The following is a 23,430-nucleotide window of genomic DNA, read 5'->3' on the forward strand; positions in this document are numbered from 1 at the left end:
ATGCTGGATATCAATATCCTTCGGGCCGGCGCAGGACCAAGCCGGAAGCATCTTTGCGCTTTGCGGAGGAACGTATCATTTGGACCGCCGGCACGAGCAGCCCTGAAGCTGAGCCAACCAGCGAATAGAGGAGCAGCATGGTCCACAGACTAGCGCCGAAAAGGAACGCGGTGATCGCGGCCGTCGTTCCGCAGATCATGCTTATGAGGATGATGCCTATGATGTTCCCACTCTCGCGCTCTGCGCCGCCAGGACCCGATCTATGGTGTTCGATGCTGTCGTGCCGTTCAAGTGCCGCCATAGCTTCCCACGTTTATTATCAATGGTATGTAGCGTATAATATTAAGTATATGCGTAACATACAAATGTTTTCCCTTCAAGGGCCAGCCGCAAGCGAAGACAGGTATACTTCTCGAACCGAGCCTAATCCGCGGGGCTGCGCCGCTTTTTGTGAAATCAAAAGAAGAGACCCGAGTGCCTGTCGCAGATGTTTGAAGAAGAGCGCGACGAGCTGCTGAAGCATATCGAAGCTGAGGATGACGCCGAAGTGCGCGTTTGCATGGAAGAAGACTTGCAACAGGTCGCCCGGGTGCTCGAGATCGTCGAGAAGCTGGTCGAGAGGATTGGGTACTGGAAGGATCGGGATTCGCGCTTCGGAAGTCTTTCTTCGATTGCGGATTCCAGCTGGTACTAAGGGCGGAAACCCGGACCACCCGATGGGGGCAGATCAACCTGGATGGAAGAGAGAGGCCTGATCCGAGAAGTGACGCAACAAGGACGCTTCAGGATGTGGCGGATCGCCTGCCCCTGATCGCCCCCCCTTGATTGGCGAAGTGAGTCGCCTCACGCCTCAAATGTTCCGGGCAATCCGCCTCATTCAGCTTCTTTTGGGCCCGTTTTGGCCCAAATAACCGACCCCTATTCCGCCAACACTTCACCTTTACGCCTCTGAAATATATTCATAAAAAATTTTTGTGCACCTTGGGTATTGACCTGAAATACGTTTGAGTGTGCAGTACGTATACTGAAAATGCATTCAATACCCGGATCCTGCGACTTGACCAGTACCGTCAACAAAATCGAAGGCATCGTTAGTGCCACACCCACGCCGATCGACGCAGAGGGTGGCATTGACCGCACCGCTGTCAGCGATCTGATCGAGAACCTGATTGCCGCAAATACCGCAGGCATCGCGCCCATCGGCGGTACGGGTGAGGCAACGGCCCTCAGCCGGCGGCAAAAGCGTGGGATGCTGGATGCAACGCTAGAGGCGGTCGCGGGTCGGGTGCCTGTCATCCCGGGGCTTCTGTCGCCGGGGCTTGGCGACACGCTGGAAGAGGCCGCAGAATACGCCGCCGCCGGCGCCGACATGCTGATGCTGGTGACGCCATATTACGCACGCCCGACCGAGCAGGGCTTCGTCGACTATTTCAAGCGCGTCTCCGACAGTGTCGACCTGCCTCTGATGCTCTATGAAATCCCCTATCGCACCGGCATCCAGCTGTCGCTGGAGACCGTGGTGCGCCTGGCCGACGAGACTCGCGTAACCGCGATGAAGGCCTGCAGCCTCGACACGCGCTACCAGATGCAGACGGTGGAGCTGGTGGGGGACCGGGTCAGCATCCTGACCGGGCAGGAAGATGTCTTCCCGCTGCATATGGCGATGGGCGCGAGGGGCGGCATGCTGGCCGGCTCCTGCATCATCCCGAACCTTTGGAACAAGGTCTACAAGCTCTGCGCCGACGGCAAGAACGCCGAAGCGCTGGCCCTCCACCAGGAGATCATGCCCTTCATCTCGATGCTGTACCGGGAACATAACCCGGGGCCGATCAAGGCCGCGCTAGAGCTAATGGGCCTTTCGCATGGCGGCTGTCTGCCCCCCCTCCGCTCCGCCAGCCCAGAGGTTGTCGAAGCCCTGAAACTCGCCCTGCCTGCGATCCTGGAAAAGGAAAAATCGGCAGCAAACCAGAACTAACCTTCACTTGCCAACTGGGAGCTAACCAAAGATGAAGAAACACGTCACTCTGTCGCGCCGCAAGGTGCTTGCGGGCCTGACCGGCGCGGTTGCCGCGCCGATGATCATTCGCCCGGGCTCTGCGCTGGCGCAGTCCAACTCGATGACCTTCGTGACCTGGGGCGGCGCATATCGCGACTCCGTCGTGAAAGGCGTGATCGAGCCCTTCACCGCCGAAACCGGCATCGAAGTGAACATCGTCGATACGCCGGACCTTGCCAAGGTCAAGGCGCAGGTCATGACCGGCAACGTGGAATGGGACGTGTTCGACGCACCGGGCGCCATGGGCGCCTCCGGCGAGAAGGAAGGCTATTGGGAGCCGCTCGACGAGTCGATGCTTGACGTGGACGACATGACCCTCGCGCCGACCGAGACGCTGATGCCCTTCTACACTTGGGCCGGCGGCATCGCATGGGATGCGGACCGCTTCGGCGAGGGCGAGCACCCGACTACCTTTGCCGAGTATTTCGACCTTGAGAAATTCCCCGGCCTGCGCACCTTCCGCGACCGTCCGAGCGAAACGCTGGAAGCGGCGCTGCTGGCCGATGGCGTGGCCCCGGCCGATGTCTACCCGCTGGACGTGGAGCGCGCCTTTGCCAAGCTGGACGAGATCAAATCGCAGGTCGCCTCCTGGGTCAGCGCCACGCCGCAGACCATCGCGCTGCTGCGCACCGGCGAGGTCGATTTCAGCTACACCTATGCCAGCCGCGTGCGCACCACCGGCGCGCAAAGCGAAAGCGGCAACATCCAGTTCTCCTTTGACCAGACCCTGAACGGTCTTGAATATCTTGCCGTCGTGAAAGGCGCGCCGAACAAGGAAAACGCGATGCGGTTCCTCGAATTCGCCATGCGCCCCGAAATTCAGGCGGCGACGATGGAACTTCTCGGCAATGCGCCGGTCTCCAAGTCTGCTGTTCCCATGCTTACGGAAGACAGCCAGTCCTGGCTGCCCGATCTCAGCGACCCGGACCACCTTGTCCTGAACGACGCTTGGTGGGCCGATAATTTCGAAGAAGTTTCCCGGCGCTTCAAGGAGTGGGTCCTTATCTGACCCGCTCGCGGTCGGCGGCCTCGCCCGCCGACCGTTCCCGTGGCCTCGAATTTTTCGATCTGTCCGTAACCTCTTGAAGCAGGGGAATGATCCGTCATGCGCGACTTCCGCCAAGCGTCGATCTTCGTAACGCCGGCAGCGATCATTGCGATCTGCATCTCGGCGTTGCCGTTGCTCTACATCTTCTACACCTCGGTCGAGGGGCCGGACTTTTCGCTGGGGTCCTATATCTCGATCATTAAGAGCACGCTGTTCCACCGCACGCTGTCGACCACGATGGTCATCGCAGTCTCCTCCAGCGCGCTGAGCCTGCTGATCGGCTACGTGATCGCGCTACACCTTGCGCGCCAGCCCGCGAAGCGCCGGGCCTTCCTGCTCATTCTGGTGTTGCTGCCGTTCTGGACCAGCGTTCTTGTCAAGTGCTACGCCTTCACGATCATCCTTGGCCGCACAGGCATCATCAATTCGGCGCTGGACGCGATCAGCGGCGGGCAGCTGTCCATGTCGCTGCTGCTGAACCGCACCGGCGTGCTGATCGGCATGACCAACTACCTCACGCCCTTCGTCGTATTCCCGGTTCTGGCCAGCCTGCTGGCGATCGACCCTGCGGTCTATCGTTCCGCCTCGATCATGGGGGCGCGCCCGGCGCGGATCTTCTGGACCGTGACCCTGCCGATGAGCGTGCCCGGCATCATCGCCGCGTTGGCCAGCGTCTTCGTGATGGCGCTGTCCTTCTTCATCATTCCCGCCCTGCTTGGTGGCCCGCGTGACGCGATGCTGTCGAACCTGGTGGATTTCTACACCCGCGAAGCCCTGGACTGGAACACGGCTGCAGCCATCGGGATGATCCTGCTCGGGATGACCCTGATCGTCGTCGGGACCGTCTATGCCCGCAACCGCCGCGCCGCCCTGTGAGGACCGATCATGTCTGAGAAAATCAAGGATCCAATCCAAGCGCGCCTGAGCAGGTTCGGCACGTTGCTGGCCACCCTCGGCTATCTCTTCCTGCTCGCGCCGATTTTCGTCGTGGTGCCCATCGCTTTCGGCCCTCCGGGCGATCTGAATTTCCCGCCAGAGGAATTCTCGGTGGAACTGTTCCGGATCTTCTTCTCCTCCTCCGACTGGACAGACCCGGTGCTGATGAGCGCCAAGGTCTCGGTCATCACCACCATCGTGGTGCTGCTGACGGCCGTGCCCGCCGCCTACGGGGTCGCGCGCTACAACTTCCCGGGCAAAAGCCTGATCTCCGGCCTGATGATGAGCTCGCTTGTCGTGCCGACCATCGTGACGGCGCTGGGACTGTATCTCTACTTTTCCTATCTGCGGATCACCGGCAGCACTTTCGCACTGGTGCTGGGCCACGTGATCTACACCACACCTTACGTGATGGTCATGATCATCGCCGGCATCCAGAAGCTGGACCGCAACCTGGAATTCGGCGCCCAGCTGATGGGGGCCAGCGCCATGCGGATGTTCTTTACCGTGGTGCTCCCGCAACTCGTTCCGTCGCTGATCGCGGCCGGTCTCTTCGCCTTCCTGATTTCCTTCGACGAGGTGGTGATCGCATGGTTCCTGTCCGGCTCGGACACGGTGACCCTGCCGGTGAAGATGTTCAGCTCGATTCGCTGGGAGATTTCCCCGGTGATCGCGGCAGTCTCCACTCTTCTTACGGCCATGTCGCTGGTCGTCTCGCTCATCGTGGCGGGGCTGCGCAAATCGACGCCGATGGCTGGCTAAACTCTCTGAACCAAAAGGACTGTATTGATGAAACAGGTCAAGAAAGACGAAACCTTCGCGGAGCTGAGCGAACGAACCGCTCTGGCAGGTGGCGTCGCATGGATGATGGTGTCCGGCATCACCGCCATGTGCTACCGCGAGAAGGGCGAGGATACGCTGGTCCAGATCTGGCGCCGCCTGCTGTCGTCAGAGCAGAAGGAACGGTTCATCGAGGCGCTCGACAAGCTGGAGATCAAGGACAACCCGCCGGCGGTGACCGCGGCCCTCTATCATTATCACTCCAACTCGATCGGCGGCCTGAACATGCAGATTGTGGTCGAGAGTGATCGCAAGGCTTGGATCCGCTACATGGCGCCCTGGGGCTCCTATCCCGGGATCGCGGCCCTTGCCGTGCCGCCCGCGGTGCGCCGCACGATCCTGTCGACCTGGCACCCGCGCAATGGCGAGTTGCTGGATTGCCCGCGCCTTGGATGGGTGGCCACCAAGTTCGTGGCGGACGGCCATCCCTATGACGAGGGCTACTTCTACGAATATGATCACGACCTGAGCCCCGAAGAGCGCTTTTGTGTCGAGCATGTGGAAACCTCGCCGGAATTCGACCCGGAGACCGCGCCCAAGCTGAACCCCGAGCTGTGGAGTGAAGCCCGCGTTCTGAAAGGCGGCTACAACTACAGCACCGACTACGTGCGCCACGTCGTCTCGATCCTGTACGAACTGCTCGGCGTGCACAGCGCGTCTTACGTCATCTCGATGGCGATGCGCATGCTTGGCGCTCAGTTCTCCGGTGATCTCGCCGCCAAGACCGGCTGCGAGGACAATGACCCGGAAAGCATCGTCAAGCTCTTCGCGACGATCTTCACCGCCTTCCGCAACGATGTCTCCGTCGAGACTGGCGAGAGGTCGGCCACTGTGGTGCTCGACGGCCTCGTGCCCTTCACCGACCAGCCCGATCCGGCGCTGCGCGAGGCGGTGTTCGAATTCGCCAAGATGGTGGTGCGCCAGCGCAATGGCCATTGCTCCATCACGCGGGAGTTCGACGAGACCACCTGCATCGAGCGCTGGACCGTGACGGATGAAGGGAAATGGCTTTGGTAACCCTCGCACAACATGCGGGACCACCGTACTTCGACGAGGAGGAGACGGTTGCGTCCCTCCTCGAGACGGCGGCGCGGGACAATCCGGACCATGTCTACCTGTCGTGGGATGACGGCCAGCTGACCTATGCCGGCCTCGACGCCGCGGCGGGGGAGATGGCCGGCCGGCTTGCAGGCGCGGGGATCAAATCCGGTGACCGCGTGGGCGTGATGCTCAGCCATCACCCGGACCATGTCATCACCTTCTTCGCACTGGCGAAGATGGGCGCGGTGCTGGTGCCGATCAACGTGGCGCTGCGCGGCAAGAGTCTGAGCTACCAGCTCTCCCATTCACAAGCGGCGCTGCTGATCGCCGATCGCATGTACGAAGAAGCCCTGGCCGAGGCAGAGGCGCCCCGCGTGTTGTGGCGTGATGGGGCGGGGGAGTTCGTCTTCTCCGATGGCGCCACTTACGGCGCCAAAATCGCCGACTTCACCGGCGCGGCGCGGCATTGGTCCGACCTGCGGATCATCCTCTACACCTCCGGCACGACCGGCATGCCCAAGGGCGTGCAGATGTCCGACCGGATGGTGCAGGCCAGCGCGCTCAGCTCTGCCTGGCTGTCGGATGTGCAGCAGAGCGATGTGCTGCATTTCTGGGATCCGATCTACCATGTCTTCGGCACCGAGGTGCTGGTCATGGCGCTGATGGTGCCCGTGCGGCTCCACATGGTGCCCCGCTTCAGTGCTTCGCGCTTCTGGCACGAGGTGAAGGAATGCGGCGCGACCCATGTTCATTTCGTGGGCGGCATGCTGCAGCTTCTGCTCAAGCAGCCCGAGGCCGAGATCGACAAGACCCATGGCGCGCGCATTGCATGGGGCGGGGGATGCCCCGTTGAAGTGTGGGAAGATTTCGCGCGCCGCTACGCGGTGGAAATCCGTGAGGGCTATGGCATGACCGAAACCTCCAGCTTCTCGACCATCAATATCGGCGGACCGGTCGGCTCTGTCGGCAAGGCAGCAGATTTTTTCGACGTCGAGGTGATGGCCGAGGATGGCACCCCCTGCGTAGATGGCGAGACTGGCGAGATCTGCGTGCGCGAGCGGGAGCCGGGTGTGTTGACCGTGGGCTATTACAACAACGACGCGGCCACCGCCGAGGCGCGCCGGGGCGACTGGTTCCTGACCGGTGATTTCGGGGTGCGCAATGCGGACGGCTATATCAGCTTCAAGGGCCGCAAGAAGCACAGCATCCGTCGCCGGGGGGAGAATATCTCTTCCGCGCAGGTGGAGATGGCGATCAACGATCACCCGCAGGTGTCCGAGACGGCCGTGATTGGCGTCAAGGACGACATGGGCGACGAGGAGCTGAAGGTCTACGTGCTGCCCGCCGATCCGGCGGATCTGGACATCCCGGCGATTGCCGAGTGGTGCAAGGGCCAGATGGCCGCCTTCCAGGTGCCGCGGTTCTGGGCCGTGGTGGACAGCTTCCCCAAGACACCGACACAGCGGATTCAGAAGCACTTGCTTCCGCAAACACAGGAGGCCGGCGATTTCGACACGGCTTGCACCAAGAATACCGAAAGGAGCTGACATGAAGCTTGAAGGCAAGACCGCCATCGTGACCGGCGCGGCGCAGGGTATCGGCGAAGGTATCGCGCGCGAATACGTGGCAGAGGGCGCCCGCGTGATGATCGCGGATATCCAGGATGAAAAAGGCCAGGCCTTGGCGGAAGAGCTGGGCACGGATGTCTGCGGCTACACCCATTGCGACGTGACAAAATCCATAGATGTAGCAGCGCTGATCGCTGCCACGGAAAAGGCCTTCGGGTCGATCGACATCGCCGTGTGCAACAGCGGGATCAACCACAACGCCACCATCCTCGAAATCGAGGAAGAGGATTTCGACCGCGTCATGGCCGTCAACCTCAAGGGCGCGTTCCTTGTGGGGCAGGCCGCCGCGCGCTGGATGGTCACCCATGAGGTGAAGGGCTCAATCGTCAATATGAGCTCGATCAACGCAGAGGTTTGCAGCCCCACCATCGTGCCCTACGCGGTGTCGAAGGGCGGCATCAACCAGCTCACATCCGTTATGTCGCTCGGCCTTGCGCCGCATGGCATCCGGGTGAACGGCGTCGGCCCCGGCTCGATCGAAACCGAGCTGCTCAGCAAGATCTTCAGCACCGATCCCTCGGCGATGAAGGGCATCCTTGCCCGGACCCCGATGGGCCGGCTCGGAACCGCGCGGGAAATCGGCCGGGCCTGCGTGTTCCTTGCCTCCGACGATGCCAGCTACATGACCGGACAGACGATGTATGTGGACGGCGGCCGCCTGCGGCTTGCCTATACCGTGCCGGTAAAAGACTGACCGTGAAAGGGCCAACCATGACCGACAGCCAAGCGCCGATCAGCATTTCCCTTGAAGGGCTTTCCAAGTCCTTCGGGAATGCCGTGGCACTGCAACCCACCGATCTCGCGGTGCGGCAGGGCGAATTCCTGACCCTGCTGGGGCCGTCCGGCTCCGGCAAGAGTACGCTTCTAAACCTGATCGCTGGCGCCATCGCGCCCAGCTCTGGCAAGATCATGCTGGACGGTCGCGACTTGACCAATGTGCCGCCGCGCGACCGGGGCATCGGCATGGTGTTCCAGAACTACGCGCTCATGCCGCATATGACCGTGTTCGACAACGTGGCCTATCCGCTGCGCACCCGCCGCGTGCCCTCGGCGGAGATCAAGACGCGGGTGATGGAATCCATCGAGCGTGTCGGTCTGAAAGGCTTCGAGGACCGCAAGCCACGCCAGCTTTCGGGGGGGCAGCAGCAGCGGGTCGGCATCGCGCGCTGCATCGTCTACTCGCCCGAGATCATAATGATGGACGAACCGCTGGGCGCGCTCGACAAGAAGCTTCGCGAGCAGATGCAGGGCGAGATCAAGCGCCTTCACCAGGAGATGGGCACCACCTTCATCTATGTGACCCACGACCAGGAAGAGGCGCTGAACCTTTCCGACCGGGTCTGCCTGATGAATGTGGGTGAGATCGCCCAGCTTGGCACCCCGGACGAGCTTTATTTCGAGCCGAACAGCAAATACGTGGCCGGGTTCATCGGTGAATCCAACATGATGGAAGGCACCGCGCAGGACGGCAACACGCTGAAGATCGACAGCGGCGACGTGATCCACGTGCCGACCTTCGCGCAGGCCGCCGGCACGCGTCTTGCCGCCATGGTCCGCCCGGAACGCCTGCACCTCGTGCATGCTGGGGCCGCGGATGCGGCATCGACCGAGAACAGGATCACTGGCAAGGTGACCGAAATCGCCTTTGTCGGCAGCACCACGCGTCTCACGGTTCAGGCTGCGGGCGGGATGGAGATGCTCGTGGCCACGATTTCCGAAACCTCCACCACGCGGGCGGCAATCGGGGATGAGGTCACCGTGGGCTGGCTGCCGGAAAACACGGTCATTCTCGACAAGTAACGGATTGAAATCATGACGGATCACGCAAGCACCCTGGGGCATATCAAGGATGTCACCGTTCTGACTGCGGCTCTGGACATGGCGCCGCACCTGATCGACTGGCGCAAGCGCCATACCGGCCAGGCGGAGTGCGTCGTGTTTCCGTCAACCACACAAGCCGTGTCGGAGGTGATGGCCTATTGCCACGCCAACCGCATCCGGGTCTTCCCGCAGGGCGGCAATACCAGCGTCTGCGGCGGCTCGGTGCCGGACGGGCAGGGCGGCTCCATCGTGCTGAACCTGTCCCGCATGAACCGCTTGCGGGAGATCAATCCCAACGATGACAGCATGGTCGTCGACGCAGGCTGCATCCTTGCCAATGTTCAGCAGGCCGCGGCGGATGTAGACCGGCTCTTCCCGCTCCGCCTCGGGGCTGAAGGCTCCTGCCAGATCGGCGGCAATATCGCGACCAATGCGGGCGGCACCGCCGCCGTGCGCTATGGCGTGATGCGCGACCTGGTACTGGGGCTGGAGGTGGTGCTGCCCGACGGCACCATCATCGACGCGATCAAGACCGTCCGGAAGGACAATTCCGGCTTTGACCTCAAGCATCTCTTCATCGGCTCCGAAGGAACGATCGGCATCATCACCGGCGCCGCGCTGAAGCTTTTCGCCCGGCCCCGCGGCATGACCACGGCGGCGCTGGCGATCCGGGATATCGACACGGCCCTTTACATCGCGCGCGATCTGCGCGGCGCGCTGCCCGGCGAGATTTCCGCGCTGGAGCTTCTGTCGGATAGCGAGATGGAGATCGTCCGAGAGTTCCGAGCCGAAGGCGCTCTGCGAATGCGGCAGGCGCCCTGGTACCTGATCGTAGAGGTCGGCGGGCGCAGCACCGAGGCGGAGTATCGCGATATCCTTGAAACCCTGCTCATGCCGGAGCTGGAAAGCGGCGCTCTGACCGATGCGATCCTGGCCGAAAACGAGCGCCAGCGGGGCGAGATATGGGGCGTGCGCCATTCGGTGACCGAGTGCAACATGCATGCCGGCATGGGCCTGACCCATGACATTGCGGTGCCGATCGGCAAGCTGGACCAGTACATCAAACAGGCCGAGGCCGAGCTGGCGGAGGCCTATCCGGACGCGGTTCCGGTGGTCGTGGGCCATATCGGCGACGGCAACCTGCATTACATCGCTATGTTCACGCATGAGGCATGGGCCGCGCAGACCGCGCAGGAAGCCGTGCGCGATCATGTCGGCCACATGTTCTACGACATTGCCGTGGGCCTTGGCGGCACCTTCAGCGCAGAGCATGGCGTGGGCTCGATCCACACCGGCGACATGGAGCGGTACAAGTCCTCCTCGTCCTTGCGCATGATGCGCGACATGAAGGCGGCATTCGACCCGCTCGGGATTGCGAACCCGGGCCGGATGCTGAAATTTTCCATTGATGAAAATGCTTTAGGCGGGGAGATCGAAAATGAATGAGACCAAGGGCAAATCGAACCGGGGGGGTGAAAAGGTCTATAGCGGCCTGCGCGAGGACATCCTGCGCCTCAACCTCAAACCAGGCAGCGTGCTGGACGAGGCCGCGATTGCCGCGCGCTATTCCGTGTCGCGCACGCCGATCCGAGAGGCGTTCATCCACCTGATCTCCGAAGGACTTGTGGTCCGCGACGGGCGCGTGGCGCTGGTGGCGCCGCTTAACTTCGACAATCTGTCCTCGATCTTCGACGCGCTTTTGCTGTCGAGTCGCGTGGTCAACAGCGCCGCCGCGAAGAACCGCACCGAGGCGGATCTGGAGAAGATCCGCGTGCAAATGCTGAAATTCGACGAGCTGTGCCCGAACGGCACCGGCATCCAGCGGCAGGACGTGAACCTCGAATTCCACATGGCCATCGCAGAGGCGGGCCGGAACGAGTATTTCTCCAACTTCTACGAGCGGATGCTGCTGACGGCGAGCCGCCTGCACCAAGCCTGTTTCTCCAACCGGATCGACCTAGAGCGCCGCTCGGAAGAGCAGAAATCGCTCGAACAGCACCTCACCGAGACCAGCAAGCAGCACCACAGCATGTTCGAGGCGATCCGCGACCGCGATTCCGACCTCGCCGACCATCTGGCTGTGGAACACCAGCGCCTGTCACGCACCCGTCTTCAGCAGGCCGTCTTCGGTCACAACAGCGACGCCTTCGACGCCTTCCCGCTTGAGGCCGCAACATCTGACCGGAACGGCTGACCGCCCGAGCTCCGCGACAGCGGATCGACTTAAACCAGGCGTCCGGATCCCCTCCCGGGAGGGCGCTGCAAGAACCAAGAAGGAATATAGGAAATGTGGCAGTTCTGGGTTGATCGCGGTGGTACTTTCACCGACATCGTTGCGCGTTCACCCGAAGGCGACTTCAAGACCCACAAGCTGCTGTCCGAGAACCCGGAACGCTACCAGGACGCTGCCGTGTACGGCATCCGGCAACTGCTTGAGTTGGGCGAGGGTGACGCCATCCCGCAGGACACGATCGAGACGGTCCGCATGGGCACGACCGTGGCCACAAACGCGCTGCTGGAGCGCAAGGGCGACCGCACCGTTTTCGTCACCACCAAAGGGATGCGCGACGTGCTGCGCATCGGCTACCAGAACCGCCCGCGCCTGTTCGATCTCAACATCGTGTTGCCGGAACTGCTGTATGATGCCGTCATCGAGGTGAACGAGCGTGTCGGCGCCCGGGGCGAGAAGATCGCCGCGCCGGATCCGGTCCTAATCCGGACCGAGCTGCAGAAAGTCTATGACAGCGGCGTGCGCGCGCTGGCCGTGGCCTTCATGCATTCCTACCGCTTCCCCGAGCACGAGCAGCTGGTCGGCCGCATCGCCGAGGAAGTCGGCTTCGAACAGATCTCTCTGAGCCACAAGGTCAGCTCTCTCATCAAACTGGTGGGCCGGGGCGATACCGCCGTGGTGGATGCCTATCTCTCCCCGATCCTGCGCCGCTACGTGGAGCAGGTGAGCGATGCGCTCGACGCCGATAGCGGGGCCTGCAAGGCGCTGATGTTCATGCAGTCGAATGGCGGGCTGACCGATGCGCGGCTGTTTCAGGGCAAGGACGCGATCCTGTCCGGTCCGGCGGGCGGCGTCGTGGGCATGGTCCGCACCGCCGAGATGGCGGGGCAGGACAAGCTGATCGGCTTCGACATGGGCGGCACCTCTACCGATGTGTGCCACTATGCGGGCGAATATGAACGCTCCTTCGAGACGGAAGTGGCCGGCGTGCGGATGCGCGCTCCGATGATGAGTATTCACACGGTCGCCGCTGGTGGTGGCTCCATCCTGAGCTATCGCAATGGCCGTATGCAGGCCGGCCCGGAAAGCGCCGGGGCCAATCCCGGCCCGGCCAGCTACCGCCGAGGCGGTCCGCTGACGGTGACCGATTGCAACGTCATGCTGGGCAAGCTGCAGCCTGACGCCTTCCCGCATGTTTTCGGGCCGGAGGCGAACGAGCCGCTGGACGTGGATGTGGTGCGCGAGAAGTTCCTCGCCCTGTCGCAGCAGATCGCCGAGGAAAGCGGCCAGCCGGCCAAGACACCGGAAGAGCTGGCCGAGGGTTACCTGCGCATCGCGGTGGAGAATATGGCCAACGCGATCAAGAAGATCTCGGTCCAGCGTGGCTATGATGTCAGCCAGTACACGATTAACTGCTTCGGCGGCGCGGGCGGGCAACATGCCTGTCTGGTGGCCGACGTGCTGGGGGTCGAGAAGATCTTCGTTCACCCCTTCGCCGGTGTCCTTTCGGCCTTCGGCATGGGCCTTGCCGATGTGCGCGCCCTGCGCGAGCAGCAATTTGGTGAGCCGATCGATGCCACTTGCGCCGCCGAGACCGCGCTGGCCGCGTTGGGGGAGGATGCGCGGGGCGAGGTGATCTCACAGGGGATCGACGCGTCGATCGTCGAGGTGAAGCGCATGGCGCATATCCGCACCTCCGGCGCGCACCAGACCATCGAGGTGCCCTTCGACGGTGCCGAGATCATGACTGCGTCTTTCCACGAGGCGCATAAGCAGCGCTTTGGCTACACCCCGACCGGCGCCGATCTGATTATCGAGCTGCTGACGGTGGAGGCTATCGGCGCAGCCGGTGCGGTGCCCGAGGCGGGCGGCATGGAGCCGAGCGGTCACTGTATGACCGAGGCGCAGATGTACACCCAAGGCAGCCGTCGCACCGTGCCGATCGTGGACCGGGCCAATATCGCCCCCGGCGCCACCGTCGACGGTCCGGCGATCATCACCGAGCCGACCGGCACCAACGTCGTCGAACATGGCTGGCAAGCGGAGGCGATGGCCGACGGCAACCTGATGCTGCGCCGCGTCATCGCCCTTACCCGGTCGGAGGCGATCGGCACGCAGGTCGATCCGCTGATGCTTGAAGTGTTCAACAACCTCTTCATGAATATTGCCGAGCAGATGGGCGCGACGCTCGCCAATACCGCCTATTCGGTGAACATCAAGGAGCGGCTGGATTTCTCCTGTGCGATCTTCGATCCCGAAGGCGGGCTGGTGGCCAACGCGCCGCACGTGCCGGTGCATCTTGGCTCCATGGGCGAAAGCGTGGCTACCGTGCTGCGCCAGAACGAGGGCAAGCTGAAGCCCGGCGACGTTGTGATGATGAACAACCCGTTCAACGGCGGCACCCACCTGCCGGATGTCACGATCATCACCCCGGTCTTCGACACGGCGGGGGAGAATATCCTCTTCGTGGTGGCCTCTCGCGGGCACCATGCAGATATCGGTGGCAAGACGCCGGGCTCCGCCCCGCCGGACAGCAGCCATATCGACGAGGAAGGCGTTCTGATCGACAATTTCTTCGTGGTGCAAGGCGGCGCCTTCCAGGAAACGGCCACGCGCCAGCTTCTGGCCTCCGGCCCGTACCCGTGCCGCAATATCGACCAGAACATCGCCGACCTGTCCGCCCAGATCGCGGCCAACGCGACCGGCGTGCGGGAGCTGCTGCGCATCGTCGATCAGTTTGGCAAGGACGTGGTGCATGCCTATATGGGCCACGTGCAGGACAATGCCGAGGAATGTGTGCGCCGGGTGATCGACGTGCTCAAGGACAGTCAATTCACATACACTCTGGATTCCGGCGCGCAGATCGCTGTTAGCATCTCCATCGACCATGCCAGCCGCTCGGCCAAGGTGGATTTTACCGGCACGTCCAAGCAGGATCCGGGCAACTACAACGCGCCTCTGGCGATCTGCCGCGCCGCTGTTCTGTACGTCTTCCGCACGCTTGTCGGCTCTGACATCCCGCTGAACGAAGGCTGCCTGAAACCGATCGAGATGACGGTGCCCGACGGCTCGATGATCAATCCGGTCTACCCGGCCGCGGTGATCGCCGGAAATACGGAAGTCAGCCAGTCCATCACCGAAACGCTCTATGGCGCGCTGGGTGTGGTCGCGGGCTCGCAAGGGACGATGAACAACTTCGTCTACGGCAATGACGCGCACCAGAACTACGAAACCATCTGCGGCGGCACTGGCGCCGGCGATGGCTTCGCAGGCGCAAGCGGAGTGCATTCGCACATGACCAACACCCGCATGACCGACCCTGAGGTTCTGGAAGACCGCTACCCGGTTCGGCTGGAGCATTTTGGTCTCCGCGCAGGATCCGGCGGGGCAGGTCTGTTCCCCGGTGGTGAAGGTGTGGTGCGCAAGATGCACTTCCTCGAGCCGATGACGGCGACGGTTCTCTCCTCGCACCGACAAACCGCACCCTTTGGCCTTGCCGGTGGGGCCGATGGCCTGCCGGGCCAAAACCGGGTGATCCGCGCCGACGGTACCGAAGAGGCGCTTTTGGGAAATGATTCCAGAGAGATGGCCGTGGGCGATATCTTCGTTCTGGAAACACCGGGGGGAGGTGGCTTCGGGCCATGCAAGTCAAAGTGAGAGCCTGTCCGTCGTCAGATGATTTGGAACAGGGCGGCCTAATCGGTAGCGGAGGATCTGGCTCGTTGTGGTTTCAGTCTATGCCGCTGTCTGTCGGTGCAGCAAGCGGCGTTTCCAGATTGTCTTTGCCTTGATCTCCTTTCGTCGTGCGAGGATGGTTTTTGCCCGGCCGCAGTAGACATCGGCCGGGGTCAGGTTGCCTAGGCTCTCGTGGTAGCGCTGGTTGTTGTAGTGCTCGATGAAGTCACCGATCGCCTGCTCGAGCGCCCCAGGCAGATAATGGTTTTCCAGCAGGATGCGGTTCTTCAGGGTCTGGTGCCAGCGCTCGATCTTGCCTTGGGTTTGCGGGTGGTTCGGCGCACCGCGGACGTGATCCATGCGCTGTTCCTCGAGCCATTTCGCGAGATCGCCAGAGATGTAACTGCTGCCGTTATCGCTGAGCCGCCTCGGCCGGTACGCCACCGTTGCCCGGTCACATCCCGAGGCCGCTAAGGCCTCCTCGAGAGTGGCGGTCACATCGTCTGCTCTCATGGTGGTACACAGTCGCCATGCCACGTCGTATCGGCTGTAATCATCGAGGACGGTGCTGAGATAGAACCATCAGCTGTGGCTGTTTGTCATTCAGGTAGGCAGCTACAAGCTTCAAGCTTCAGAGTGACCGTATGGCCTAACCTGTATCGCGGTTCTAGGACATTATAAGATTAGATATTCACAAATATGAAACCATTGCTTCAAACGTATAAATCGCACGCGCTAGCCAGCCAAACGGTCTTCATTCTGCTCCATCGCGGTGAACTCCAGATGAAAATTCGTGCCAACGCCCATGGCGCTTTCATAGGTCAAGTCGCCTTGCATCTGACAGGCCAGCCGTTTGGAAATGTGCAAGCCTAGGCCCGAGCCTTGCGTCGAATGCTGGCTCTGGTTGGCGACCTGTTCGAAGCGCCCGAAAACGCGGTCTTCCATCCCCTCAGGAATGCCGTGGCCGGCATCCTTGATCGACAAGCGCAGCTTGCCGTTAGTCATATGCAACGTGCCTTCGACAGTGCCGTTCTCATGCGAGAACTTGATGGCGTTGGACAGAAGGTTGTCGATGATCTGGCGAATGGCGAAGGCATCGCCCTGAACTAACGCGTGCGAGACAGTGGACTTCTTCACAAGCGTTATCTTGCGCTCTGAGGCGAAGACGCGGTTTTCCTCGATGCTGTCTGTGAGCAGGCGATCGAGATCGACAGCGTCTTCCTCGAGTTGAAGCGCTCCGATGTCCATCTTCTGCGCCAGGAGAATCTGGTCGATCAGGCGCGAGAGGCGAATACCGTTGCGGTGGGAAATTTCCAGCAAAGAGCGCATCTGGTCGCTCATCTCGCCAACACGACCGCTAAGGGCGATCGCAAGACCGCCTTTAAGAGAAGTCAGCGGCGTGCGCATCTCGTGGCTGACCACAGAGACGAACTCGTCCTTGGCGCGATTGGCGGCGTCGGCGGTCCTGAGGGCCTCCTGCAACGACGCGTTAATCGCCATGCGATCGGTGACGTCGACCAGGGTCACGCTCCATCCCAGAATTTCGGCGGATGGGTTCAGAGGGTTACGGACCTTCTGTATTCGAGGTTCGTAGGCCTGGTCGCCAATGCGCAGATGAGAGCCATCGGCCGCAGTGGCCAAGTCATCATGCCCGTCGAAGAGGTCGCGCAGCACTTGATTGTTGCCATGGCTCAGCCCGCGCTTGCGGGCAGCGGCGTTCATCAGCACGATGTTTCGCTTGCGGTCGATCAGGACGACCGGTTCGCTGCTCGTATCGAAGAGGACCGACTGACCGATTGCGGCCATGTCCATGGTTTTGCTCACCAGCAGCATCCAGGAGAACGCCAGCACGCCCAGCGAGAACATGAAGGCGGTGGGGTCGAGACCGAAGAAGGTGAAGTCCAGACCGATGTAGGCGGCGTTCACGACCAGCGGGGACAAGGTGATGGCGGTCAGCATGCTCAGCAGTGGCCAGGCGCTCCGCTTGGCGCGGACAACACCCCTTATCAGGCAAACGAAGGTGGCCATGACGAAGGTGTAGAGTAAGGCGATGATCGTGTAGAAGCCCGGCCCGTGAACGTATTCGATCTGATTGCTGCCGACCGGAAGCATCGTGTCCTCGGTATAGACGAGATGGTGCAACGAATTTGTGGCGACCAGGGCGAATATTCCCAGCGTAGTGCCAAGCAGAAGCGCAGTTGCGCGACGTGTGCGGACCCAATCGGCGTTTCCGACGTAATTGAAGACAAAGTAACACCACGAGGTGGTCACCAATCCGTGCCCCAGCCAAGCGACCGTCGCCCATTGCATATTGCAGGCATAAGTCGCTGACGCAGCTTCGAGACCAACGCTGAGAAGAGTCCACATGACACCGATGAAGGTGAGCGCGTAGAAACGCTTTCCGTTGAAATCCTGCGATTTCAGGGTCCAAATCATGGTCAAGGCAGCAAGTGCGATCACCGCCGCGGCCACTAGAAAGACCGGGCTTGAGAATGCTCCTTCAAAGCAAGTCATGAATCCCCCAACTGCAAGATACTACACAGATAAACCATTTGAATTTGCCTATAATACGGCGTCAAGGTGGCCTTTTGAATCAGCGCACGTGAAGTGGGTCGAAATGACGTCATTCGCGTTACGTTTCCGTTAATATCAAAGATTTGCGAAAATGCAGTTACTTACGACTAAGGATCAATGCGAGGTTCCGCGTGAGTTGTGGATATTTCGACATGCGGAGGCAATCGGTCCCATCGCAAGGCAAGGTCCTGCCGGTAATTCGTATGGAGCGAATCAACTTAACCGATTGCTTCAAGCCTACGGCCAGGTATTTCGCATCGCCGTGGCCCTGAGCAGGCGACTGCGTCTGTCCGGTCTGCTGACGCGCCTGACTGTAGGCCGCCTGGAACCTCTACTGTCACAGCGACTGATCTTGCGTGACCTTGGCGCCTGCATCGACTGGCGCATTCACCGAAAGCGCATGGCCGAACTGTTGCACGTGCAATACAACCGTGTGGCGCTCGTCGATTACAATCTACGACGTCGAAGAGGAAAGGCGGTTTCGACATCGCGTGCTGGGGTTTGGTCAATGAGATAGCCAACGCTCGCATGGCCAAAAAACGCCGGGTGCTTTGGTCCCCGCAGGGCGCACATCCGGTGGCAACGGTCAGAGCCGCGGTCTTGGACGGAAGGCTTGACGAAGGGCATCTCCGAGCCGCTTTATCTCCAGGTCCTTCCACTCCCCAGCGACATTCGGTCAGGTGCAACGCTTCCTGTCCGTCCATGATCAAACCGCCGCCCTGTTTCGCCCCGAACGCCACCGTCTTTCCGCAAGATCATACCGCCACGCTCGCAGCGATGCCTTCGCACTCTGGAGCGAATACACAAGCAAACTGACTGTATAGAACCCTCGCCCTTGCGAAACAATTCGCGGAGGCAAAACAACCTGACAAATCCGCCCCGCGCCCTTCGGCTGCTACCTACCGTTCACAGCCCACGTCAGCTTTGCGTGCAAACCGGCCGCCAGCAGGCATCAACCGGTGCCCTTGTCACGTAAGGACCCTTTCGGTGCACCGCGTCCGAACCTGAACAATCTGGTCACGATCACGAAGAACAGCGGCACGAAAATGACCCCAAGAACCGTGCCGGATATCGTCCCGCCCAGAACGCCCGAACCAATCGCGTTGCGCCCGCCCGACCCGGCGCCGGAACTCAGCACCAGAGGCAGCACCCCAAGCGAGAACGCCATCGAGGTCATGATGATCGGACGAAAGCGTTGCCTTGCCGCCTCCACCACCGCGTCGATGACACGCTCACCCGCCACGTGCCTGTCGCGCGCAAACTCCACGATCAGGATCGCGTTCTTGCCGGTCAGGCCGATCACCGTCAGCAACCCAACCTGGAAAAAGACGCCGTTGTCAAATCCACCGAAATAGGCCGCCGACAATGCTCCTACCACGCCAATCGGCATGGCCAGCATGACTGCGAATGGGATTGACCAGCTTTCATACAAGGCCGCAAGCGACAGGAACACCGCCGCAAGCGATAGCGCATATAGCAGCGGTGCCTGGTTGCCCGATTGCCGTTCCTCTAGGGACAGCCCGGTCCACGACAGCGCGAAGCCCGGCGGCAATTGTTCAGCCAGCCGCTCCATCTCGGCCATTGCGGCACCGGTGGACACGCCGGGGGCCGGCGCGCCCTGCAATTGCATCGAGGGGATGCCGTTGAAGCGATAGAGGCCCTGCGGCCCGTAGTTCCACGAGCCTTTTGCGAAATTCGAGAACGGCACCAGACCGCCACTAGCATTGCGGACCCGCCACTTGTCGATGTCCGACGGGATCGAACGATCTGGCGCGTCGCCCTGCACGTAGACACGCTTGATCCGGCCTTGGTCGATAAAGTCGTTCACGTAGGATCCGGCCCAGGCCACCGTCAGCAACTGGCCCACGTCGTTGGCCGTCACGCCCATCGCGCCCGCCTTGCGCCAGTCGATATCCAGGTTGAACTGTGACGCGTCCTCCAGCCCGTTGGGCCGGGCCGACGCGATCAGTTCGCTTTGCGCCGCCAGCCCCAGCAACTGGTTTCTCGCCTGAAGCAATTCCTCGTGGGTTTGCCCCCCACGCGCCTGAAGATAGACGTCAAACCCCGACACGTTACCAAGCTCGATCACCGAGGGCGGCACAATGGGAAACACCATCGCGTCGCGTATTCCGCTCAGCGCCCCGAAGGCGCGCCCGGCAAGGGCCTGCACGCTTTGCCCGGGCGATTTGCGTTCGTCCCAGTCCTTCAACTGGACAAAGGCGATGCCCATGTTCTGGCCCTGGCCAGCAAAGCTGAACCCGACCACTCCGAACATGGATTTCACCGTGTCGGTCTCCTGGGTCAGATAATAGTCCTCGACCTGTTCCAGCACGTCTAGCGTCCGCTCGGCCGTTGCGCCGGTCGGTGTCTGGATCAGAGTGAACAGGATGCCCTGGTCCTCGTCCGGCAGAAACGCGGTCGGCGTGCGGGTGAACAGAAACGCCATCGCTACGGCCAGCGCAAGATAAACCAGCCCCACCCGGAACGGACGTTTGACGCTCCAGGCGACCGTGCCGGAATACCGGCTCAGGACCGCATCGAACCCGCGGTTGAACCAACCAAAGGCGCCTTTTTTCTTGTCGCGATCTTTGTGTTTCAGGATCGTCGCACACAGCGCGGGCGTCAGGGTCAGCGCGACCACCACCGACAGCGCCATCGCCGACACGATCGTTATCGCGAACTGCTTGTAGATCACCCCGGTCGAGCCGGGAAAGAACGCCATCGGCACGAACACCGCCGACAGCACCAGTGCAATCCCGATCAGCGCACCGGTGATCTGGCCCATGGATTTGTAGGTCGCCTCGCGCGGGGGCAAGCCTTCTTCCTCCATGATCCGCTCGACATTCTCGACCACGACGATCGCGTCGTCGACCAGCAGTCCGATCGCCAGTACCATGGCCAGCATCGTCAGCGTGTTGATCGTGAAGCCGGCCGCCGCAAGAACGCCAAACGTGCCCAGTAGAACCACCGGCACCGCCAGCGTCGGAATAAGCGTCGCGCGCAGGTTCTGCATGAAGAGGAACATCACCAGGAAGACTAGGATGATCGCCTCGAACAGGGTCTTGATGACCTCCTCGATCGAGATCAGCACGAAGGGCGTGGTGTCGTAGGGAATGACGTATTCCACGCCTTCGGGAAAGAACTCCGCGAATTCGGCCATCCGCGCCTTCACGGCCTCGGCGGTGTCCAGCGCGTTGGCCCCAGGTGCTAGGCTGACAGCAAGGCCCGCCGCCGGATCCTGATTGAAGCGCGCGATGGTGGCATAGTTCTCCGCGCCGATCTCCACACGCGCCACATCGTCCAAAAGCACCAGCCCGCCATCAGTCTCGGCCCGCAGGACGATCTGCCGGAAGTCCTCGGGCGAGTTCAGAAGCGACTGCGCGGTGATCGTGGCATTCAGCTGCTGCCCCTCGACCGTCGGCCGCGAGCCAAACGCCCCCGCCGAGATCTGGGCGTTTTGTGCCGACACGGCGTTCACAACATCTGCAGGCGTCAGCTCGAAGGCCGCGAGCTTGGAGGGATCCAGCCAGATCCGCATAGCGTATTGCGCGCCGAAGACCTGGACCGACCCGACTCCCTCGACCCGGCTCAGTTCGTCGACAAGGTTCGTGACCATGTAATCCGACAGGTCCACCTGGTCGAACCCGTTCGCGCGCGAGATCATCCCGATCACCATCAGGAAGCCGGCCGAGGATTTCTCGACCGTGACACCCTGCCGCTGCACGGTTTCCGGCAGCAGCGGCGTGGCGCGCGACAGCTTGTTCTGCACCTGCACCTGCGCGATATCGGCATCCGTGCCGGTCTCGAAGGTCAGCGTGATGCTCGACTGGCCCGCCGATGTCGAGTTGGACGAGAAATACCGCAACCCGTCCAGCCCGGTCATCTGCTGTTCGATCACCTGCGTCACCGTGTTGGCGACCGTCTCGGCCGAGGCGCCGGGATAATTCGCACTGATGGTGACCGAGGGCGGCGCGATTTCCGGATACTGCGCAATTGGCAGGATCCGGATTGCCAGCACCCCGATTCCCATGATCAGGATCGCGATAACCCAGGCAAAGACCGGGCGATCAATGAAAAAGCGCGCCATGGGAGTGGTTCCTTATGGGGATTTCTGGTCGTCCGCCTCGGCGGGGTCGTCGTTTGCGTCGCCGGTCGCCTCGGCCTGGGGCGCCTCGCGCTCCTCCGGGGCGACGGTCGCACCGACCCCGGTCTTCTGGAACCCGGCGACGATCACCCGGTCGCCGTCCTGCAACCCACCGCTGACCACCCAGTCGGCGCCGCGGTCCTGAAGGATGGTCACCTGGCGCTCCTCGACGACATTCTCTGCAGTCACCACCCAGGTAAACGGGCGGCCGCGCCTGTCGCGCTGCACCGCTTCCTGCGGCACCAACAGAACGTTCTCGGCGGTGCCCACAGGCATCTCGACCTGCACGTACATCCCCGGCAAGAGCAACCGGTCGGGATTGTCGAACTGCATGCGCAGCACCACCACGCCGGTCTGCGGGTCGACGTTTGGCTCCGCGGCGGTGATTGTGCCTGTCTCATCGAAATCCGATCCGTCCGCCAGCGTCAGACGCACCGTCGTGTCGGCATTGGTCAATTGGTCCTCGGTCTGTCCGCGGGTCCACCGCAGCAGATCCGCCGCCGACTGTGTCACGTCCACGTAAACCGGGTCGATGTCCCGGATAACCGCCAGGGGCTCGGCCTGGCTGGCCGTCACCAGCGCGCCCGGACTGGTCCGCGCCAGGCCGATCTCGCCCGAAAGGCGCGCGCGGATCGTGGTGCGTTCCAGCTCGATCTCGGCCGACCGCAACTGCGCCTCGGCCACCTCGACCGCAGCCGCCGCGGTGTCGCGCACCGCCTTGGCCTCGTCAAAGGCCCGCTCGCTCGTCACGTTGCGCTCTCGCAACTCCACCAGCCGCTCGGCCTCGACCTCCGCCGCATCCAGCTGGACCCTGGCCTGCGTCACCGCGGCCTGCCCCTGTTCGACCGCGGCGGAATAGGTGGCGGAGTCGATGCGGTAAAGCGCGTCGCCCTCCTCGACAAAGCCCCCCTCCCGAAACAGCCGCTCCGTGATGATTCCGTTGACCTGCGGACGCACCTCTGCCTCCGCCGAGGCTGCAACCCGGCCGGGCAACGTCGAAGTCAGCGTGACCGTCTGCGCCTGTAACTTGACAACCACGACCGGCGTCGGCTCTTGCGCCTGCTGAGCCAGTGCCCGCCCGGCAAACATGCCCGATACGGCCAGACCCAGGCTCACTGTCGCGATGGCTAGGATTGAACGGTTCATCATGCGTTTTGACCCCCGATGGCGGATGCTTGCCAAGTTACATATACACTGCATGCCTCATAGCCTCTTCGCTCCGGGGTATCCATAGAAACCATTACTGATGGTGATAACTTCAGCCTAATCGACTGATAAATTGGGCACTGAACTTCTTGCCTAAGCTGCCGAGCCATTGTTTCCGAAACGGACAATTGTGACCTCTCCAAAGGAGCAATGCAGCAACGAAAGCCGGATCCGCTCCGGCTGACTGCATTTTCGTGCCTCCGGCTATCTTGTAAACTCCGCAAACGCGAC

Annotated in this window: 16 protein-coding genes and 2 pseudogenes; 13 read left to right on the plus strand and 5 right to left on the minus strand. The window is 61.9% G+C overall.

The features are described from left to right. Nucleotides 1-10: 10 nt before the first annotated feature. Complete coding sequence (locus RBB18_RS13215) at nucleotides 11-301, minus strand: hypothetical protein (RefSeq protein ID WP_103765054.1); 291 nt, start codon at nucleotides 299-301, stop codon at nucleotides 11-13. Nucleotides 302-487: 186 nt separating this feature from the next. On the opposite strand from RBB18_RS13215, the gene RBB18_RS13220 reads away from it, so the two are divergent. From RBB18_RS13220 to RBB18_RS13275, 12 genes are all read left to right on the plus strand, one after another. Further along, entirely contained in the window at nucleotides 488-694 is a 207-nt protein-coding gene (locus RBB18_RS13220) for a hypothetical protein (protein WP_103765053.1), read from the plus strand. A 363-nt stretch (nucleotides 695-1,057) separates the two neighbouring features. Beyond that, entirely contained in the window at nucleotides 1,058-1,975 is a 918-nt protein-coding gene (gene dapA, locus RBB18_RS13225; RefSeq protein WP_306112291.1) for a 4-hydroxy-tetrahydrodipicolinate synthase, read from the plus strand. Nucleotides 1,976-2,006: 31 nt separating this feature from the next. Then, the gene (locus RBB18_RS13230) at nucleotides 2,007-3,065 is read left to right on the plus strand and encodes a polyamine ABC transporter substrate-binding protein (RefSeq protein ID WP_103765050.1); all 1,059 of its coding nucleotides are present in this window, start codon (nucleotides 2,007-2,009) and stop codon (nucleotides 3,063-3,065) included. Nucleotides 3,066-3,161: 96 nt separating this feature from the next. Next, on the plus strand, nucleotides 3,162-3,980 hold the full coding sequence (locus RBB18_RS13235; protein ID WP_103765049.1) for an ABC transporter permease: 819 nt from the start codon (nucleotides 3,162-3,164) through the stop codon (nucleotides 3,978-3,980). Nucleotides 3,981-3,989: 9 nt separating this feature from the next. Next, nucleotides 3,990-4,802 carry an ABC transporter permease gene (locus RBB18_RS13240; RefSeq protein ID WP_103765048.1) on the plus strand — a complete coding sequence of 271 codons (813 nt, stop codon included), beginning with the start codon at nucleotides 3,990-3,992 and terminating at the stop codon, nucleotides 4,800-4,802. Between the two features lie 27 nt (nucleotides 4,803-4,829). Further along, entirely contained in the window at nucleotides 4,830-5,897 is a 1,068-nt protein-coding gene (locus tag RBB18_RS13245; RefSeq protein ID WP_103765047.1) for a hypothetical protein, read from the plus strand. Next, the gene (locus RBB18_RS13250; protein WP_306112290.1) at nucleotides 5,885-7,468 is read left to right on the plus strand and encodes a class I adenylate-forming enzyme family protein; all 1,584 of its coding nucleotides are present in this window, start codon (nucleotides 5,885-5,887) and stop codon (nucleotides 7,466-7,468) included. Before RBB18_RS13245 ends, RBB18_RS13250 begins: the two co-directional genes overlap by 13 nt. Before the next feature lies 1 nt (nucleotide 7,469). Continuing rightward, the gene (locus tag RBB18_RS13255; RefSeq protein ID WP_306112289.1) at nucleotides 7,470-8,243 is read left to right on the plus strand and encodes an SDR family NAD(P)-dependent oxidoreductase; all 774 of its coding nucleotides are present in this window, start codon (nucleotides 7,470-7,472) and stop codon (nucleotides 8,241-8,243) included. 17 nt (nucleotides 8,244-8,260) lie between these two features. Then, the gene (locus RBB18_RS13260; RefSeq protein WP_103765077.1) at nucleotides 8,261-9,349 is read left to right on the plus strand and encodes an ABC transporter ATP-binding protein; all 1,089 of its coding nucleotides are present in this window, start codon (nucleotides 8,261-8,263) and stop codon (nucleotides 9,347-9,349) included. A 12-nt stretch (nucleotides 9,350-9,361) separates the two neighbouring features. Beyond that, nucleotides 9,362-10,816, plus strand: a complete 1,455-nt coding sequence (locus RBB18_RS13265) for an FAD-binding oxidoreductase (RefSeq protein ID WP_274592320.1) — start codon at nucleotides 9,362-9,364, stop codon at nucleotides 10,814-10,816. Then, nucleotides 10,809-11,564 (plus strand): GntR family transcriptional regulator, encoded by a 756-nt coding sequence (locus RBB18_RS13270; protein ID WP_103765043.1) that lies wholly within the window; start codon nucleotides 10,809-10,811, stop codon nucleotides 11,562-11,564. Before RBB18_RS13265 ends, RBB18_RS13270 begins: the two co-directional genes overlap by 8 nt. Nucleotides 11,565-11,657: 93 nt before the next feature. Next, nucleotides 11,658-15,257, plus strand: a complete 3,600-nt coding sequence (locus RBB18_RS13275; protein WP_274592319.1) for a hydantoinase B/oxoprolinase family protein — start codon at nucleotides 11,658-11,660, stop codon at nucleotides 15,255-15,257. Nucleotides 15,258-15,335: 78 nt separating this feature from the next. On the opposite strand, the pseudogene RBB18_RS13280 reads toward RBB18_RS13275, so the two are convergent. Both RBB18_RS13280 and RBB18_RS13285 read right to left on the minus strand, forming a co-directional pair. Then, nucleotides 15,336-15,857 (minus strand): annotated as a pseudogene (locus RBB18_RS13280) (transposase); the annotation flags it as partial. 153 nt (nucleotides 15,858-16,010) lie between these two features. Beyond that, entirely contained in the window at nucleotides 16,011-17,789 is a 1,779-nt protein-coding gene (locus tag RBB18_RS13285) for a histidine kinase N-terminal 7TM domain-containing protein (protein ID WP_103765040.1), read from the minus strand. A gap of 487 nt (nucleotides 17,790-18,276) precedes the next feature. Here RBB18_RS13285 and RBB18_RS13295 point away from each other — a divergent pair. After that, a pseudogene (locus tag RBB18_RS13295) lies at nucleotides 18,277-18,488 on the plus strand (ISKra4 family transposase); the annotation flags it as partial. 313 nt (nucleotides 18,489-18,801) lie between these two features. Here the strand turns inward: RBB18_RS13295 and RBB18_RS13305 are convergent. After that, nucleotides 18,802-21,936: an efflux RND transporter permease subunit gene (locus RBB18_RS13305; RefSeq protein ID WP_306112288.1), complete on the minus strand. Its 3,135-nt coding sequence runs from the start codon at nucleotides 21,934-21,936 to the stop codon at nucleotides 18,802-18,804. A 12-nt stretch (nucleotides 21,937-21,948) separates the two neighbouring features. Continuing rightward, entirely contained in the window at nucleotides 21,949-23,142 is a 1,194-nt protein-coding gene (locus tag RBB18_RS13310; RefSeq protein ID WP_371931652.1) for an efflux RND transporter periplasmic adaptor subunit, read from the minus strand. Nucleotides 23,143-23,430 lie beyond the last annotated feature (288 nt).

Source organism: Roseovarius sp. MMSF_3298 (genome assembly GCF_030733705.1).
In the GTDB taxonomy this organism is placed as follows: domain Bacteria; phylum Pseudomonadota; class Alphaproteobacteria; order Rhodobacterales; family Rhodobacteraceae; genus Roseovarius; species Roseovarius confluentis.